The 13,856-nt window shown below is 65.6% G+C and carries 21 protein-coding genes; 5 read left to right on the top strand and 16 right to left on the bottom strand.

The genetic code is table 11. The annotated features are described in order from the left end of the window. Positions 1 to 37 precede the first annotated feature (37 nt). Positions 38 to 421 (top strand): nuclear transport factor 2 family protein, encoded by a 384-nt coding sequence (locus tag HDC29_RS10685; RefSeq protein WP_179496975.1) that lies wholly within the window; start codon positions 38 to 40, stop codon positions 419 to 421. Between the two features lie 286 nt (positions 422 to 707). Here the strand turns inward: HDC29_RS10685 and HDC29_RS10680 are convergent, their stop codons facing one another. Continuing rightward, complete coding sequence (locus tag HDC29_RS10680) at positions 708 to 866, bottom strand: hypothetical protein (RefSeq protein WP_179496973.1); 159 nt, start codon at positions 864 to 866, stop codon at positions 708 to 710. Between the two features lie 14 nt (positions 867 to 880). Beyond that, positions 881 to 1,162: a hypothetical protein gene (locus HDC29_RS10675; RefSeq protein ID WP_179496971.1), complete on the bottom strand. Its 282-nt coding sequence runs from the start codon at positions 1,160 to 1,162 to the stop codon at positions 881 to 883. A 39-nt stretch (positions 1,163 to 1,201) separates the two neighbouring features. On the opposite strand from HDC29_RS10675, the gene HDC29_RS19120 reads away from it, so the two are divergent. Further along, a complete protein-coding gene (locus HDC29_RS19120; protein WP_218844321.1) occupies positions 1,202 to 1,459 on the top strand; it encodes a hypothetical protein in 258 nt (85 codons plus the stop codon). Between the two features lie 177 nt (positions 1,460 to 1,636). On the opposite strand, the gene HDC29_RS10665 is transcribed toward HDC29_RS19120, so the two are convergent. The 9 genes from HDC29_RS10665 to HDC29_RS10625 form a co-directional block, all read right to left on the bottom strand. Then, entirely contained in the window at positions 1,637 to 1,912 is a 276-nt protein-coding gene (locus HDC29_RS10665; protein ID WP_179496969.1) for an HU family DNA-binding protein, read from the bottom strand. Between the two features lie 71 nt (positions 1,913 to 1,983). Further along, the gene (locus HDC29_RS10660; protein WP_179496967.1) at positions 1,984 to 2,583 is read right to left on the bottom strand and encodes an alpha-ketoglutarate-dependent dioxygenase AlkB; all 600 of its coding nucleotides are present in this window, start codon (positions 2,581 to 2,583) and stop codon (positions 1,984 to 1,986) included. Continuing rightward, the gene (locus HDC29_RS10655; RefSeq protein WP_179496965.1) at positions 2,580 to 2,759 is read right to left on the bottom strand and encodes a hypothetical protein; all 180 of its coding nucleotides are present in this window, start codon (positions 2,757 to 2,759) and stop codon (positions 2,580 to 2,582) included. Before HDC29_RS10655 ends, HDC29_RS10660 begins: the two co-directional genes overlap by 4 nt. Beyond that, the gene (locus tag HDC29_RS10650) at positions 2,759 to 3,433 is read right to left on the bottom strand and encodes an SOS response-associated peptidase (protein ID WP_179496963.1); all 675 of its coding nucleotides are present in this window, start codon (positions 3,431 to 3,433) and stop codon (positions 2,759 to 2,761) included. Before HDC29_RS10650 ends, HDC29_RS10655 begins: the two co-directional genes overlap by 1 nt. 58 nt (positions 3,434 to 3,491) lie before the next feature. Continuing rightward, positions 3,492 to 4,151, bottom strand: a complete 660-nt coding sequence (locus tag HDC29_RS10645; RefSeq protein ID WP_179496961.1) for an SOS response-associated peptidase family protein — start codon at positions 4,149 to 4,151, stop codon at positions 3,492 to 3,494. 10 nt (positions 4,152 to 4,161) lie between these two features. Beyond that, positions 4,162 to 4,617 carry a hypothetical protein gene (locus tag HDC29_RS10640; RefSeq protein WP_218844320.1) on the bottom strand — a complete coding sequence of 152 codons (456 nt, stop codon included), beginning with the start codon at positions 4,615 to 4,617 and terminating at the stop codon, positions 4,162 to 4,164. 70 nt (positions 4,618 to 4,687) lie between these two features. Continuing rightward, a complete protein-coding gene (locus HDC29_RS10635) occupies positions 4,688 to 5,320 on the bottom strand; it encodes a TIGR02281 family clan AA aspartic protease (RefSeq protein WP_179496957.1) in 633 nt (210 codons plus the stop codon). Positions 5,321 to 5,362: 42 nt separating this feature from the next. Then, positions 5,363 to 5,629: a hypothetical protein gene (locus tag HDC29_RS10630; protein ID WP_179496955.1), complete on the bottom strand. Its 267-nt coding sequence runs from the start codon at positions 5,627 to 5,629 to the stop codon at positions 5,363 to 5,365. Continuing rightward, entirely contained in the window at positions 5,626 to 5,811 is a 186-nt protein-coding gene (locus HDC29_RS10625; RefSeq protein ID WP_257018153.1) for a DUF3606 domain-containing protein, read from the bottom strand. The genes HDC29_RS10630 and HDC29_RS10625 overlap by 4 nt, the downstream gene beginning before the upstream one ends. Before the next feature lie 318 nt (positions 5,812 to 6,129). Between HDC29_RS10625 and HDC29_RS10620 the strand changes: the two genes are divergently transcribed. Together HDC29_RS10620 and HDC29_RS10615 are read left to right on the top strand one after the other, a co-directional pair. Next, a complete protein-coding gene (locus tag HDC29_RS10620; RefSeq protein ID WP_077029184.1) occupies positions 6,130 to 6,300 on the top strand; it encodes a DUF1328 domain-containing protein in 171 nt (56 codons plus the stop codon). A 106-nt stretch (positions 6,301 to 6,406) separates the two neighbouring features. Continuing rightward, positions 6,407 to 6,742: a hypothetical protein gene (locus HDC29_RS10615; protein WP_257018152.1), complete on the top strand. Its 336-nt coding sequence runs from the start codon at positions 6,407 to 6,409 to the stop codon at positions 6,740 to 6,742. Positions 6,743 to 6,770: 28 nt separating this feature from the next. Here the strand turns inward: HDC29_RS10615 and HDC29_RS10610 are convergent, their stop codons facing one another. Continuing rightward, positions 6,771 to 7,265 carry a hypothetical protein gene (locus tag HDC29_RS10610; RefSeq protein ID WP_179496951.1) on the bottom strand — a complete coding sequence of 165 codons (495 nt, stop codon included), beginning with the start codon at positions 7,263 to 7,265 and terminating at the stop codon, positions 6,771 to 6,773. Positions 7,266 to 7,302: 37 nt separating this feature from the next. Between HDC29_RS10610 and HDC29_RS10605 the strand changes: the two genes are divergently transcribed. Next, entirely contained in the window at positions 7,303 to 7,506 is a 204-nt protein-coding gene (locus HDC29_RS10605; protein ID WP_179496949.1) for a hypothetical protein, read from the top strand. 84 nt (positions 7,507 to 7,590) lie between these two features. On the opposite strand, the gene HDC29_RS10600 is transcribed toward HDC29_RS10605, so the two are convergent. The 4 genes from HDC29_RS10600 to HDC29_RS10585 all read right to left on the bottom strand — a co-directional run bounded on the left by HDC29_RS10600 (position 7,591) and on the right by HDC29_RS10585 (position 13,701). Then, on the bottom strand, positions 7,591 to 8,034 hold the full coding sequence (locus HDC29_RS10600; protein ID WP_257018150.1) for a glycine zipper 2TM domain-containing protein: 444 nt from the start codon (positions 8,032 to 8,034) through the stop codon (positions 7,591 to 7,593). Between the two features lie 115 nt (positions 8,035 to 8,149). Continuing rightward, positions 8,150 to 11,467, bottom strand: coding sequence for an error-prone DNA polymerase (locus HDC29_RS10595; protein ID WP_179497466.1), 3,318 nt, complete (start codon positions 11,465 to 11,467; stop codon positions 8,150 to 8,152). Positions 11,468 to 11,501: 34 nt separating this feature from the next. Then, positions 11,502 to 13,049, bottom strand: coding sequence for a DNA polymerase Y family protein (locus HDC29_RS10590; protein ID WP_179496947.1), 1,548 nt, complete (start codon positions 13,047 to 13,049; stop codon positions 11,502 to 11,504). Further along, positions 12,970 to 13,701: an ImuA family protein gene (locus tag HDC29_RS10585; RefSeq protein WP_179496945.1), complete on the bottom strand. Its 732-nt coding sequence runs from the start codon at positions 13,699 to 13,701 to the stop codon at positions 12,970 to 12,972. The genes HDC29_RS10590 and HDC29_RS10585 overlap by 80 nt, the downstream gene beginning before the upstream one ends. Positions 13,702 to 13,856: the final 155 nt, after the last annotated feature.

Here is a 13,856-nt window from a genome sequence, read left to right as displayed (position 1 = left end):
TCCGCGCGGCGTAGTGCCGGTAGGGGAGTTGGTCTAGATGCAGATGATCGAGGCGATTGCGACGTGCGAGGAAGAGCTACGGTCGGCCATGCTCGCCAGCGATGTCGAAGCGCTAGAGCAGATGCTCGCGGACGATATGATCTTCATCGACCAACTGGGCATCAGGCGATCGCGCGACGACGATATCGCGGCGCACCGCTCGGGGCTTCTCGACCTCAATTCGCTCGATTTTCGCGGCGACCGCATCATCCGGGCCCATGGCGAGTTGGCGAGCGTGATCGTGACGGCCGACGTCGCAGGCACCTATGACGGCGCGGCTTTTTTCGGAACATTCGCCTATCTTCGGCTCTGGAAGCAGCAGGACGGCCGCTGGCAGATCATCCTTGCCCAGTGCACCGCGTCTCCATCGTCGGAGCTTTGAGCATAGTCTGCGCCGGGCGAGATGGAGCGCGGCATCTGTCGAGCGCGCTCTGGCCTCGCAGGCTCGGCCAGGGGTCGCGCGGATATCCGGCCGCGCAGGCACACTTGCCTCGCTTCTTGCCGGCGCGGGCGCGCGTTTTCACGGCGGGCAAGCCGCGCTGCACGCGGCTCCGGCCCCGGCTTCGCCGCGTCCGGCCCGCCGCGCCCGCGCGCACGCCGCCCCGGCTGCGGCTCCGGCAAGAGTGCGGCAGTTGGGGCCCTCCGGGCCAGCCTCGGTGCCGCCGGCGTCAATCCGGCCGGGCGCGAAGCTTGCGGCGGATCGTCCGCAGCGCATTCTCGAGACCCTGCGAGCGATATCCGCCTTCGGGAGCTCCGCGGTCGAACAAGGCGCCGTCGTCATCGCGGCCGAGCAGAAATTCAAGCGCTTCGACAAGTTCCTTATCCATGGTCGTTCTTTCCGTCACCGCGCCAGCGTCACCGATACGGGACAATGGTCGGAATAATGTTTGGTGCCGTCCCCGTAGAGCGTCTCGGCAAAGCCGAGCATATCCGCGCCGGCTCGCCGGTCGAGGACGATATGATCGATGAAGCTGTCGTAACGTGGATCGCATTTCGGTCCAAGCCCGGCATCGGCGAGACGGAGGTCGGCGTTCGCGGGCGTGCGATCGTCGATCTCGGTCCAGACGCGGTCGCCCTCAACGCCGAGCATGCGGTTCCAGTCGCCGAGGACGGCGAAACGCACGGACGCTTCGGCGGCGGCATCGACCCAGGCCTCGGGTGCATGCAGCAGCAGATTGCGGTCGTCACGCTCGGAATAGCGGACCTCGCCCGGTCCCGACGTTTCTACAGCGAAGGCTTCGGCTGGACGCCGGTGTTCGCAAATGAAGAGATCGCCTTCTACCAGATGAACGGCCTGATCCTCGGCACATGGCTGGAGGCAAAGCTTGCCGAGGACATGACCCGCACCTCGTTCGGTGGGCCGGGGTCCTTTGCGCTCGCGCACAATGTCGGGTCGGCGCGGAAGAGGTCGATGCTGTAATCGCGGCGCTCGAAGCGGCGGGCGGGCGGGTGCTGCGACCGGGCGATGCGCCGCCGCATGGCGGCTATCGGGGCTATATTGCCGACCCCCCACGACCACGCCTGAGAGATCGCGTGGAATCCCGACTGGCCGATCGACGCCGAAGGCCGTGTGACCTTCGGCGCCTGAAGTCGCGGCTTAGCCGTTGAGGCGATCCTTGATCGCCTTCGCTGCGCCGAAGCCGAGCTTCTTCGAGGCTGCGATCTGGATGGTCGCGCCCGTCGAAGGGTTGCGGCCTTCGCGGGCTGCGCTTTCCTTGACCTTGAACTTGCCGAAGCCGTTCACCGAAACTTCCTCGCCTTTGGCGGCGGCATCGGCGATCGCGGCGAATACGGCGTCGACCGCCTTCTTGCCGTCGGACTTGCTCGTTCCGAGCGCGGTAGCCACTGCATCCGATAGGTCGGCATGGTTCATTCAGTATCTCCCTTATGCGGTCGGCCCCTCGCCGACCGGGCGGGTTCTATAGGAGCGAATATCGCCCTTCGCTATCGTGATCGTTCGGCGAGGCTGCGGAAGGTGATTGACCAGCGCGCCTCCTCGATCGGCGCGATGCTATGCTCCCAGTCGTGCCGCGCTTCACCGGAGAGATGATAGATCGAGCGCGGCGCGAGCGGCAGTGCGAAGCGGTCGAACCCGTCTTGTCTGCGGCGCCGAAAACGCATCGCCGCCTCGGCTCCCAGCGAAATGCCGACGACGTGCTCGAAGACGGGCCGGTCCTTGTGCCAGCCGATGCCCGCGCCGGGGCCGTATGAAATCAACAGCGCCTGCGCGATGGATGCCGGCGGCAGATTGGCAAAACGCTCGGCGCGGGAAGCGATCGGGGCGAGCCACTCCGGGATCGGCTCGGCGCGGGCAAAGGTGCCGGTCTGAAAATTATAGCTCCAGCCGAACGAGCGGGTGAGGCGCTTGCCCTCCCATTGCTGGAACTTGAAGGTCTCGAGGCCGGCGTCTTCGATATGGGCGATGAGCGCGGCTTCCTCGGCGGCCGTGACGAAGGCGTCGGCCGCTGCCAAACCGGGAAGCAGCGCGCGGCCGAATAGATCGGCCTGCGCCGCCACGCCTTTGCTGACGGGACTGTGCTTCATGGCCTTGCGAGTGCGGCCATCTTCGCCGCAATCGCTTTCCAGCGCTCGACGCCGGCATCGTCGCCGGCAAGCGCGAGCGCACCGATGCGTGTCGTCACGAAGCGCGGCGCGTCCGCGCCATGCTGCTTCTCGACGGCGAGCGCGCAGGCCCAGAGATGACGTTCCTCGGTGAGCATCAGAACAGCGTCGGCATCTCGGGCGGCGGAGGCGACGCCTTCCCGCGGTTGCTCCACGGATCTTTGCTATGCTCGGCAACAAGCCGGTCGCCGGGATATTTGCGGACGAGCCTGATCGCTTCGTCGGCGGGCGCGCGGAGCCAGGTCTCATAATCTTCGGGATGGAGGATCACCGGCATGCGGTCGTGGATATCGAGCAGTTCCTCGGTCGCATCGACCATAACGCCGGTATAGGCGTCGCCCCATTCATCGGTGGGCCGCCAGAGGCCCGCCCAAGCTGCTAGCGGCTGATCGGTGACGCTGATCCAGGTCTTCGTCATCGCGCCTTTTTCACCGACGGCCTCCGCAAAGGCAGTGAACGGGATCAGGCAGCGATGCGCCGGCCGGGCGAACCATTCGCTCCACATGCCATAAGGGTTGAAGAGCTGATCGTCGCGCGCATTGTTCGTCGGGCTCGGCTTGTTGAGCAGACCCGTCTTCTTGCTCGTCGAGTGGCGCGGGAAACCCCAAGTCATCGACTGGAGGACGCGCTTTCCCTGTTCTTCGCGGACGACAATCCCCGAATATCCCGGATAGACGTCCTCGGCGCTGTTGAACGCCTGCACGGGCAGCTCGACGCCGAAATGCGCCGCGACCTCGGCGGCGCTTTTGCGCTCGGTGTAGAGATTGCACATGGGCGTCAGTCTATCAGCATCGCACCGGGAAGAAAGGGCGCGGGCGGGGCGTGGTCTGCTAGAGCAGGGCTTGCTGGGGCCGCGCGCTCGGGGGCAGTTTGCCGCTGCGCCAGAGATCGTCGGTATGTTCGACGATGAAAGTCTCGCTTGGCGGCGGCGGGCGAAACTGGAAGCCGATGACGTCCTTGATCGAGCCGTGGAGCCAGCGCTCATATTCATGCGGCATCAGGAGCACCGGCATACGGTCGTTAGTGGGATGTACGAGGCTGTTCGCGTCCATCGTCATGCCCGCATAGACGGGACCCATTTCGGGGGTGTTCTTGCAAAAGCCGGCCCAGGCCATGATCGGCTGGCCTTCGGCCGAGAACCAGCTTCGTGTCTTCTCGCCCGGCGATCCGTTCGGGTTGGCGAAGTGGGTGAGCGGAATGAGGCAGCGATATCGCGGTTCGACGACGAGACCTTCCCACATCGGATTGGTGAGATCGGCGACGAGACCGATGCGGCCAGGCGGATCGCCGCGCAGCCGCATTTCGCGGGTGAGGCGCGGGAAGCCCCAATGCATCTGGCGCAGGTGCCGGCGGCCGTTCGCCTCATGGACGACAAGGCCGGGAAGCGCTTCGATCGTCTCCGAAGGCACCGCGATGTCGGTGAAGCCGCCCGCACCGAAATGATCGGCGACGTCGGATGCCGTGGCGGCAAGGGTGTAGAGGCGGCTCATCGTGGCTGCTCTACCAGGGAATCTCGGCGATGAAGGCGACGAGTTCGCCGAAGCTCTCCGGTTCGAAACCGATGCCGGCGTCGGTATCGACGAGCCTTGCGCGGGCACTTGCATCGTAGAAGGCGTCGACATCGCTGTCGCCGAAGGGGTCATAGGTCTGACACCATCGATCCATCGCGATGGCGCGGGCATGCAGCGCTGCCGCGGCGGGCGCGGCCGGCTCGAACCCGTAATCCGCCGCAAAGGTTTCAAGGAGCTTCGCGTGGGCCGCAATATCGGCCGGGCTGCGGACGCGCAGATGGGCGATCGCGTCGACTGCCGAGCGCATCTGCGGGCCCGTAATCGTCACAGCGTTGAGCGCGGCCAGGAATCCCTCTGGCTCGAACAGGTCGCCCATCAAGGGTTCGTCGGCAGGCTTAGCGCTTGCTGCATCGCGCCAGGCGGAGATGTGGAGGATCTTGCTCATGTCTTTTCCAACGGTCCGAGTCGGTCGGCGACATTAGAACAAAAATGGAACAAAGACGAGTCGGGCGTCTCTAGCGCGGAGATAGCTCGGGCGTGGCCTGATTGGCGGGCACCAGTATGAGGGTGCGGCCTTCGACGCGCCACGAGGCGAGAGCGGACAGGAAGTTCATGCCGAGCACGTCGACATTGCCGAGACCGGGGGAGATCACCACCTTGAGATTTTTCGCCTGCGTAGAGCCGATCGCGAGCGTATCGAGCGTTGCCGCATCGGCGCGCACGGTGCCGTTGCCGGTCCGCATCAGGATCGGCACGAGCATCGCATCGGGCTCGACGCCCGCGGCCTTTGCGCTCGCCTCCGATAGGGCGGTGACAGTCGCGCCGCTGTCGACGAGCATCCGGCGTTCGACGCCGTTGATGCGGGCATTGGCCCAGAAGTGGCCGTCGCGCGCCATGGGGATGCGGACCTCGCTGCCCACGACCTCTTGCCTGTCGATGCCGAGCGCGGCCGTGATGCGGCCCATATTCGGATCGAAAGGCGCCTGCTGAAGAAAGAGGAAGATCGCGAAGGCAAGCAGCGCGAAGGAGAAGAGGCCGCGCAGCACGCGGCCGACATAGGGGATTTTGAACAGCAGGATCAGGATCAGCGCGGCGCAGATCGCATAGATGGCGAGTTGCTCCAAGGGAACGTCGGTTGTGACGGGCATTGGTGGGTCTTAGCGCTGGTCTTGTGTCGCCTGGCTGAACGATCAGCGCTCGGAGATCGTCTCGTCCTCGATGGCGGCGGCGATCATCCGGTCCCATATTGCGGCGTCCCCGACCGCCAGCATGCGGCCACTCGGTTCCCGCATCGTCTTGAGGATTGCGAGTGCCGCGTCGGTATAGTCCGGCCACGACACATCGACGGCCGCAGCGGCCGACTTGATATCTCCTTCGCCGTTCCGGCTGAGCTCATGTCCGGCAAGAACCCGGGCTATGCGTTCGACCGGCGCCGTTGCGGCAGCGTCCCAGGTCATCGGCCGCTGTTCAGATAGGCGCGGACCGCATCCGCGCTGTTGCCGACGGCATCGACCGTCTCGCGAAGCTCGGCTTCGCCGACGCCGAGGCTCTCGGTCCAGTCGTGAATCTCATAATCTTCGGAAAGGCTGATCCGGTCGCGATCGGGGGCGCCCGTCTGCTTCTTGTCGTCCGCCATCATGGGTCTCCTGTGCCAAACCCTTCGCGAAGCCGGGCAGCGCGGGAGCTGCGGCCCGGCCGAATCGAAGGCCTTCCGCCCGTTCGGCGGAATTGGCTCTCACAACCCCGGAAGACGCGCCGATAGCGGCAAGCGTTCCCAAGAAATTTTTCGGATTAACACAGGTTTTTCCGGGGGCAGGGATGCTGGCTCGGCGCGGAACTTTGGCGGCGAGACAGCGTTACCCGCACATCCATCACGGATGAATTGGCGCAGCTTTCACCGTCCCTCCGCAAGTGCGGCCGGGCGAATGGCGGACTGCGTCCAGACGGGAGAATTATCATGTTCAGATGGGCCATCATCTTCGCTGTCGTCGCGCTCGTCGCGGCGCTGCTCGGTTTCGGAGGGATCGCCGGTCTTTCGGCCGATTTCGCCAAGATCCTGCTCGTGATCGGCGTCGTCCTCTTCATTGTCGCTTTCGTTTTCGGGCGCGGGCGCCGCACCTTGCCCTGAGTTTCCGGGATGGCGGAAGTTTCCGACTTGGCCATCCTCACGGGTGCCGGCGATCAACAACCCCTCGATCGCCGGCACACGACTATATTCCTCTCCTATGCCGACCTTGTCTGAGCAGCCTCCCGATATCCTCGATGTCACGCCCGACGGCCGCTATTTCGTTACTCGCGGCCGCCTTTGGCGCATGTCGAACCCGTCGCTCGATCCTGACAGACGCGAACAACTGGTGACCGAGTTGATGGCGGCCCGCCGAGATGTCAAAGCGGCGCTCGCAGCCAAGGATGCCATTGCGTTGCGAAGAGCGCGCTCGGCGGTCGACCGGTGCAAGCGCGCGCTAGGCGAGCGCGGGCCGGTCTGGTGGGACGACGGAGCCCCCGACTATAATCGGCACATGGCAGTCAACACACCCTATGCGGCGTGGTTCGAGGGTCTCGCGGTCTGACGCAGCGCGCTTTCGCGCGCGCAGAGCTTCATGATTTTGCCGTCACCAGCGGAGACGTCGAGCCGCGATGGAGCGTCAGCACTGCCGTTCCGATCCCGGCTGCCGGAACGATTTTCATCCTTTCGGGCGCAATGCCGCGGTCCTCAAGCAGATGGGCCAAGACTCCGATCTGGCCTTCACCCCCCGCTATTTCGATGGTCGCGGCCGGAGCCGCGCGCAGCACGGTTGCAAGGTCTGCGGCGCGGCCAAGCCCGGCACTCGTCAGCCGAGGTCTGTCTTCGTCAAACCCTTGGAACGTGAATGCCCGGCTCTGACCGTCGCGCGATGCGAGCCAGTCGCCCATCTCGCGCGCGAGCGATCCTTTGGTGGCAGCCATGGTCGAGCCGTCGGGCAGGGTAACGAGCACGCTCTTTACCTCCTCCGGTGGTGCGGCCTCAACCGGCTCGCTGCCGCAGGACTGGAGCGAAAGCGTCGCGGCGCCGATCGCCAGAACGGAGGTCATTAGCAGAAGAATACGGGGCATCGATCGTCCTTATGCCCCCTTGCAGTACCAACGCGCCATGAGCGCGGATGTTGCTGCTACTGGGCGCTTTTCATGCCCGCGCGTGCACGCCGGCAGCATTTTGATATCGGCAGATGCTGCCGCTGCTCCGCGTCGTTTCATTGAGCGCTTCGTCGGCGAGGCTGATCAATTGTTCGAGGTCGCGCGTTCGATGGCCCCAAAAGGTAAAGCCCCGCTGCACACGGCTGCGGAGCTTTCCTGACGTCGGATCCTGAGACCCGAGCTTGCAAATTATCTACACGTCCGATGGCCGGATTCTTGCCACGGCCGTCTATTCTTTTTTCTATTATCGGCAGCGAACATTGCTGCGGTCGATCTCGCGCCCGACTGCTGCGCCGCCGATCGCGCCGATCACGGTGCCGAGCGTCTCGGAACGGCCCGAGGCGATGACATTGCCGATCACGCCGCCGGCGATGCCGCCGACGATGAGCCCGGTCGAGCCGTCCTTCCGGCGGCAATAATATTTGTCGTCGCGGCCGCGATAGATGCGGTCGTTGTCGCTAAGCCGCCGTTCGCGATAGCGCCGATCGTTGCGATAATAATTTTCCGCATAATAGCCGCTGTAGCGGGGATCGGGCCGGTCGTAATCGTAACGGCCATATTGGTCGTAATAGGCGCTGTCGTAATAGCCCCAGCCGTCGTCGTCATAGGCATAGCTGCTACCCGTCGAGGCACAGGCACCGACCATGGCGGTCGCGGCGGCGAGGGGGATGATCATGAGGCGGTTCATCGGCATCACTCCATTAATTGCGTGCCTGCCGACATGGCGGGGCATGCTTTGGCCCCTCATGATCTAGACCCTTGAAGCCAGGTGGAGTTCCGTGGCGGGGGCCGCGCATCGCCGGCTAGCGGAAATCGCGCGGCTTGATCTTGATGCCTTCGGTCGGCTGGCCGGGGATGATGCCCGAGCCCAGACGGAGATCGGGAATATATATGTCGCGCGGATTGCGCCCCAGTGGCCTTGTTTCTGGGTCTCTGGGATCGGGGCCAACGGGGCTCTTCACGACATCGGCGCGGCCGACCCGGTAGATGTCGGCGATGTCCGTGCGTTGCCCGACGCTAGCGAGCAGCGGGGAAAGATCGTCGAGCCTTTGCGCGATGACATGGATGACCTGTCCCTCGCGCTGGACCTGACCGCGCACCCCCATCATCGCGGCCCCCAGGACGACGCGGCGATATTTCTCGAAGATATTGGTCCATACGACGAGGTTCGCGACCTCGGTCTCGTCTTCGAGGGTGATGAACATGACGCCTTTCGCCGAACCCGGCTTCTGGCGGACGAGAACGACCCCTGCGAGGTTGACCCAGCGGCCGTCCTTGATGTCCTGAAGTTCCCGGCAGGTGACGATCTTGCGCGCGCGAAGTTCGTCGCGAAGAAAGGCGAGCGGATGCGACCTGAGCGATAGGCCCGACGCCCGATAGTCCTCGACGACCTCGGCGCCTTCGCCCATCGGCGCGAGCAAGGTCTCGGGTTCCAGCGCCTCGCGCTGGAGACGTCCGGCGCGTTCGTCGGCCGCCTGGAAGAGGGGAAGGGCGGCAGGGCCGAGACCCTTTACCTCCCACAGTCCTTCGCGGCGCGTGGCTCCGAGCGAGGCAAATCCATCGGCATCGCCGATCCGGTCGAGCGCTCCGCGCCCGACCCCCGCGCGGCGCTGGATTTCCTCGGCGCTGGTATAGGCCTCGTCGGCGCGGGCGGCGGCGATCGCGGCGCCGTCCTCGTTGGCGAGGCCGCGGACCATGCGAAGACCAAGACGGACGGCATGATATTTGCCCCCCGCTTCTTCGAGCGTGCAATCCCAGCGGCTGTGATTGACGTCGATCGGGCGGATCTCGACGCCATGGTTCCGCGCATCGCGGACGATCTGCGCGGGCGCATAGAAGCCCATCGGCTGCGCGTTGAGCAGCGCGGCGCAGAAGGCGTCGGGATGATGGCATTTCATCCAGCTAGAGGCGTAGGCGATGAGCGCGAAGCTCGCGGCGTGGCTCTCGGGAAAGCCGTAGGAGCCGAACCCCTCGATCTGCTTGAAGGTCTTTTCGGCGAACTCGCGGTCGTAGCCGCGGCCGACCATGCCATCGATGAGCTTGTCCCGGAAATGGCTGACCCCGCCGGTGAGCTTGAAAGTCGCCATCGCGCGGCGGAGGAGATCGGCCTCGCTCGGGGTGAAGCCCGCGCATTCGATCGCGACGCGCATCGCCTGCTCCTGGAAGAGCGGGACGCCCAAGGTCTTTTCGAGCACACGCCTGAGTTCCGGCGTGGGATAGGTGACCTCTTCCTGTCCGTTCCGGCGCCGCCTGTAGGGATGGACCATGTCGCCCTGGATCGGGCCGGGCCGGACGATCGCGACCTGGATCACGAGATCGTAGAAGGTATGCGGCGCCATTAGCGGGATGGAGGCCATCTGCGCGCGGCTCTCGATCTGGAAGACGCCCAGCGTGTCGGCCTTGCGGATCATCGCATAGGTCGCGGGATCTTCCGCGGGAATAGTGGAAAGATCGTGCTTCAATCCCTTGTGATGATGAAGGAATTCGAAGGCACGGCGCATGCAGCTGAGCATGCCGAGCGCGAGGATATCGACCTTCATGAAGCCGAGCGCGTCGATATCGTCCTTGTCCCATTCGATGACCTGCCGGTCTTCCATCGCGGCCGGCTCGATCGGCACGAGCTCGTCGAGCCGGTCGCGGGTGAGCACGAAGCCGCCGGGGTGCTGCGAGAGATGGCGAGGCGTGTTGATGAGGGTGCGCGCGAGCTCGAGCGTCAGCGCGAGGCGCTTGTCGCCCATGTCGAGGTTCAGGGCTTCGGCATGCTTTTCCTCGACGCCCTCGCGGCTGTAGCCCCAGACCGCGCCGGCGAGACCGGCGGTGATGTCCTCGCTAAGCCCGAGCGCCTTGCCCACCTCGCGGACGGCACCGCGCGAGCGATAGCGGGTGACGACTGCGGTCAGCGCACTGCGCGTCCGGCCGTAGGTCTCGTATATCCACTGGATGATTTCCTCACGCCGCTCATGCTCGAAGTCGACGTCGATATCGGGCGGTTCCCTGCGCTCGGCGGAAACGAAGCGCTCGAAGAGCAGTTCGGAGCGCACCGGGTCGATCGACGTGATGCCGAGGACATAGCAGACCGCGCTGTTTGCCGCGCTGCCGCGGCCTTGGCAGAGGATTTCGCGCCGACGTGCTTCCGCGACGATCGAGTGGACGGTGAGAAAATAGGGCGCGTAATCGAGTTCTCCGATCAGCTTTAGCTCATGCATGAGCTGCGAGCGGACCTTGTCGCTCACGCCTTCAGGATAGCGGATCGGCGCCTTTTCCCATGTCAGCCGTTCTAGTTCCTCCTGCGGCGTGCGCCCGGTAACCTGGATCTCGTCGGGATATTGGTAGCGCAGCTCCTCGAGGCCGAAGGTGCAACGCGCCGCGAATTCGACCGTCCGTGCGACGGGTGAACTGTCCTTGAGATTGCGGCGGAACAGCCGCTCCATTTCGGCAGCGGTCTTGATATGGCGGTCGGCGAAGCGCTCGCGCCGGTCGCCGAGCTCGTCGATCGTGCATTTCTCGCGGATGCAGGTGACAACATCCTGCAGCAGGCGTCGGTCGGGCATATGATAGAGAATATCGCCAGTTGCGAGTGTCGGCACTCTCGCCTTGGTGGCCAGTGCAGCAAGATCGCGTAGCCGGATCGCGTCACCGGGACGGCGGCGGATCGTGAGCGCGAGATAGAGACGATCGTCGAAGATGCGCCTGGCGCGGGCGATCGCCGTCTCGGCTGCGCCGTCGCCGCGATCGGGAAGCAGGATCGCGAGCAGGCCTTCGTGCCAGTCTTCGAGATCGGGCCAGTCGAGCAGGCACGCACCCTTGCCGGCGCGCGTTTTGCCGACGCTGAGTAGCCGGCACATCCGGCCATAGGCCGCCTTGTCGGTCGGATAGACGAGAAGAGCGGTGCCGTCGGCGAGATCGATGCGCGTGCCGACGATGGCGCGGACGCCGGTGACCTTCTCGGCGTCCCATGCGCGCACGATGCCGGCGACGCTGTGCCGGTCGACTACGCCGAGCGCGGGGAGGCCGAGCATCGCCGCAGCGGTGAAGAGCTCCTCGGGCGACGAGGCGCCGCGCAGGAAGCTGAAATGCGTCGTGACCTGCAGCTCGACATAGGCTGGCGCCTCGTCGGACATCACGCAAAGGCGCCGCTATTTGATGGTCGCACTCTCAAGAGAATGCTCCATGTATGAACCAGCGCATCGAGCCGGTGGCAGGATTCACGCCGTCGCCGAGACGGAACAGCCAGTAGCGGCCGCCCGTCTCGGTCTCGACCTGATAATAATCGCGGACGGTGAGGTGCGTCTCTCCCTCGATCCCGCCATCTCGCCACCATTCGCCCTGAAGCCGCTCGGGCCCGTCGCCGTGCGTGACGCGGTAGCGCTTGCGGCGCCAGATGAAGAGGCGGGGGGCATCGTCGGGCAGCAGTGCCACGACATCGACTGGCTCTGGCCGCGCGAGAATGCGCGACGGCCGCGGCCAGTCGCTCCATGCCGCATTGGTGTCGGGTGCGAGCGCGGGGATGATCGCGACCGAGCGCTCGGGCATCGCGCTCGCTCTCGGCGCCGCGCGCTGGAGCGCGCGCTGGCCGAAGCGGTTTGCGAGCGTGTCGACGAGTGCCGGAAGATCGGGGCCGCGTCTTCCCAGATTTTCGAGCGCGTCGGCTTGGGCACCGCGCTGGCGCTCGGCCAGCGCGGCGACAAGCGTCATCGCCTCTACCCCCAGACCGGGGTCAATACTCTCGATCCGCGGGGTCAGCAGCTTCGCGAGATGTTTGGGATCGCGCGATGGCGCCGCGGTGCCGACGCGGATCGCCTGGACCTGCCCGTCGACGCGTTGGAAATAGCAATCGAGCCGGCGCGCGCCCGTTCCGGCGCGCGCAAGCTGGGTGGCGATATCCTTCGACAGATCGCCGATCACCTGCGCGAAGGCGTCGGCGGTCGCGATCGGCTCCATGAAACCGCGCCGCGCGCGCGGCAGCTGTTCCGGAAAGATCGGCTCGATCGGCTCGGGCTGGACGCCGAGTGCCTGGTCGAGCCGGCGGTGGAGCTCGCGCCCGAAGCGCTTTGCAAGCGGGCCGCGCGGAGCGCCGATCAGCTGCTCGATCCGCTCGAAGCCGAGTTTGCGGAGGCCTTCGACATCTGCATGCGGGAGGCGAAGTGCGGCGATCGGCAGAAGCGCGATCGCCTTGCGGTGCGCGCCAGGTTCGACCGTCACCGGTCGTCCGGCGGGAACGTGGCGCGCGGTCGCATGCGCGCAGCCTGCGGTATCGGCCACCGCGATCTGCAGGCCAAGGCCAAAGGCCGCGACGCGGCGGTGGAGATCCTTGAGGAGAGCGCGCTCGCTGCTGAACAGCGCGGCGCAGCCCGTCACGTCGAGCCACAGCCCGTCGGGCGGATCGGGCGCGACGATTGGCGAATAGCGGCTGCCCGCCCAGAGGGCGAGGCGCCGCAGCCCCTCGAAATCGGCCTCGGGCTCGGCGTCGACGACCTCAAGCTCGGGCGCGAACGCCCTTGCCTTGGTAATGGTCATCCCCGGCTGGATACCGAGCGTGCGCGCTTCGCGGCACGTCGCCGCCACGATCCTTCGGCCATGGTCGGGGATCGCGGTGACGAGCGGGCGGGGCGAGGCGCTGCCGTCAGGCCGCGGCTTTTGCATCTTCCTGCGCAGCCGGTCGGTCGACCAGTGCGGCAGGAAGAGCGATACGACCCGTCGCATCGCACCCCTCCAATATCCAGTTATGGGGATTGCCGCCGCGCGCGCGCTCGAGCGCGACGCGCCAGCGCGCCCGCCCGATTGCAGGGATGCCGAGATCCTCGCTCGGGCTTGCGGTGACCCGCCAGCGGGTGAGGGCGGCGCTGCCTTCGGCAGGCTCGCCCGCCTTGCAGGCGCGGCGGAAGATGAAGGCAGGAACGCCGGAGGCTTCGGCGGCGAGCTGCAGTCGCTTCGAGGCGGTCGTGCTATATTTGCGAACCTCGCCGACCACGCCGGCAAGGCCCGGATGGCGGAGGCACTCTTCCATGGCGAGAAGCACATTGGTGTCGCTTCCCGCCTCGACATGGATCAGCCGGTCGGGATGCAGCCCCGCGAGATGGAGTGCGGGGGCGAAAAGGTCGCGCCAGTGAAGGCACCAGAAAACGGGGCCTTGGCACCTTGCGAGGATGCCGGCGAGGAAGATCGTCGCGCTTGCATCGTCGGCGAGTTCGGGACTGCCGGCCATCTCGTGGAGCGCGCCGGTTGCGATTCCTCCGGCGGGGATTCGCGAGTCGACATCTTCGAGGCCGAACGGGATGACGTCATGACGCGCGGCAACGCCTTCTATTTGCGCGATTTTGGCGCGGATATCTTCGAGGATCGCTGGTGTGCGCATGGGTACGGATAACTCGGCGGCGGGGCTCTATGTTCCCTCTTTGTTCCTTTTGTCCGTTCCCCGTCAAGATGCGGTGCGGCGACGCTGCGTCGGCGCTGTGGATGAAAGGCCGGAAAGCGAGGAAAGGCCCGCGTGCTGCCGGCCGGTGGCGGAGC

This window comes from Sphingopyxis sp. JAI108, from assembly GCF_013410105.1.
Classification (GTDB): Bacteria; Pseudomonadota; Alphaproteobacteria; order Sphingomonadales; family Sphingomonadaceae; genus Sphingopyxis; species Sphingopyxis chilensis.
The sequence above is the reverse complement of the archived record's forward strand: the minus strand, read 5'-3'. Positions and strand labels throughout refer to the sequence as shown.

Excerpts from the sequence above, each read along its gene's own strand:
- HDC29_RS10685 (WP_179496975.1), top strand. The coding sequence starts at position 38 with ATGCAGATGATCGAGGCGATTGCGACGTGCGAGGAAGAGCTACGGTCG.
- HDC29_RS10680 (WP_179496973.1), bottom strand. The coding sequence starts at position 866 with ATGGATAAGGAACTTGTCGAAGCGCTTGAATTTCTGCTCGGCCGCGAT.
- HDC29_RS19120 (WP_218844321.1), top strand. The coding sequence starts at position 1,202 with ATGCAGCAGCAGATTGCGGTCGTCACGCTCGGAATAGCGGACCTCGCC.
- HDC29_RS10665 (WP_179496969.1), bottom strand. The coding sequence starts at position 1,912 with ATGAACCATGCCGACCTATCGGATGCAGTGGCTACCGCGCTCGGAACG.
- HDC29_RS10660 (WP_179496967.1), bottom strand. The coding sequence starts at position 2,583 with ATGAAGCACAGTCCCGTCAGCAAAGGCGTGGCGGCGCAGGCCGATCTA.
- HDC29_RS10655 (WP_179496965.1), bottom strand. The coding sequence starts at position 2,759 with ATGCTCACCGAGGAACGTCATCTCTGGGCCTGCGCGCTCGCCGTCGAG.
- HDC29_RS10650 (WP_179496963.1), bottom strand. The coding sequence starts at position 3,433 with ATGTGCAATCTCTACACCGAGCGCAAAAGCGCCGCCGAGGTCGCGGCG.
- HDC29_RS10645 (WP_179496961.1), bottom strand. The coding sequence starts at position 4,151 with ATGAGCCGCCTCTACACCCTTGCCGCCACGGCATCCGACGTCGCCGAT.
- HDC29_RS10640 (WP_218844320.1), bottom strand. The coding sequence starts at position 4,617 with ATGAGCAAGATCCTCCACATCTCCGCCTGGCGCGATGCAGCAAGCGCT.
- HDC29_RS10635 (WP_179496957.1), bottom strand. The coding sequence starts at position 5,320 with ATGCCCGTCACAACCGACGTTCCCTTGGAGCAACTCGCCATCTATGCG.
- HDC29_RS10630 (WP_179496955.1), bottom strand. The coding sequence starts at position 5,629 with ATGACCTGGGACGCTGCCGCAACGGCGCCGGTCGAACGCATAGCCCGG.
- HDC29_RS10625 (WP_257018153.1), bottom strand. The coding sequence starts at position 5,811 with ATGATGGCGGACGACAAGAAGCAGACGGGCGCCCCCGATCGCGACCGG.
- HDC29_RS10620 (WP_077029184.1), top strand. The coding sequence starts at position 6,130 with ATGTTCAGATGGGCCATCATCTTCGCTGTCGTCGCGCTCGTCGCGGCG.
- HDC29_RS10610 (WP_179496951.1), bottom strand. The coding sequence starts at position 7,265 with ATGCCCCGTATTCTTCTGCTAATGACCTCCGTTCTGGCGATCGGCGCC.
- HDC29_RS10605 (WP_179496949.1), top strand. The coding sequence starts at position 7,303 with ATGAGCGCGGATGTTGCTGCTACTGGGCGCTTTTCATGCCCGCGCGTG.
- HDC29_RS10600 (WP_257018150.1), bottom strand. The coding sequence starts at position 8,034 with ATGAACCGCCTCATGATCATCCCCCTCGCCGCCGCGACCGCCATGGTC.
- HDC29_RS10595 (WP_179497466.1), bottom strand. The coding sequence starts at position 11,467 with ATGTCCGACGAGGCGCCAGCCTATGTCGAGCTGCAGGTCACGACGCAT.
- HDC29_RS10590 (WP_179496947.1), bottom strand. The coding sequence starts at position 13,049 with ATGCGACGGGTCGTATCGCTCTTCCTGCCGCACTGGTCGACCGACCGG.
- HDC29_RS10585 (WP_179496945.1), bottom strand. The coding sequence starts at position 13,701 with ATGCGCACACCAGCGATCCTCGAAGATATCCGCGCCAAAATCGCGCAA.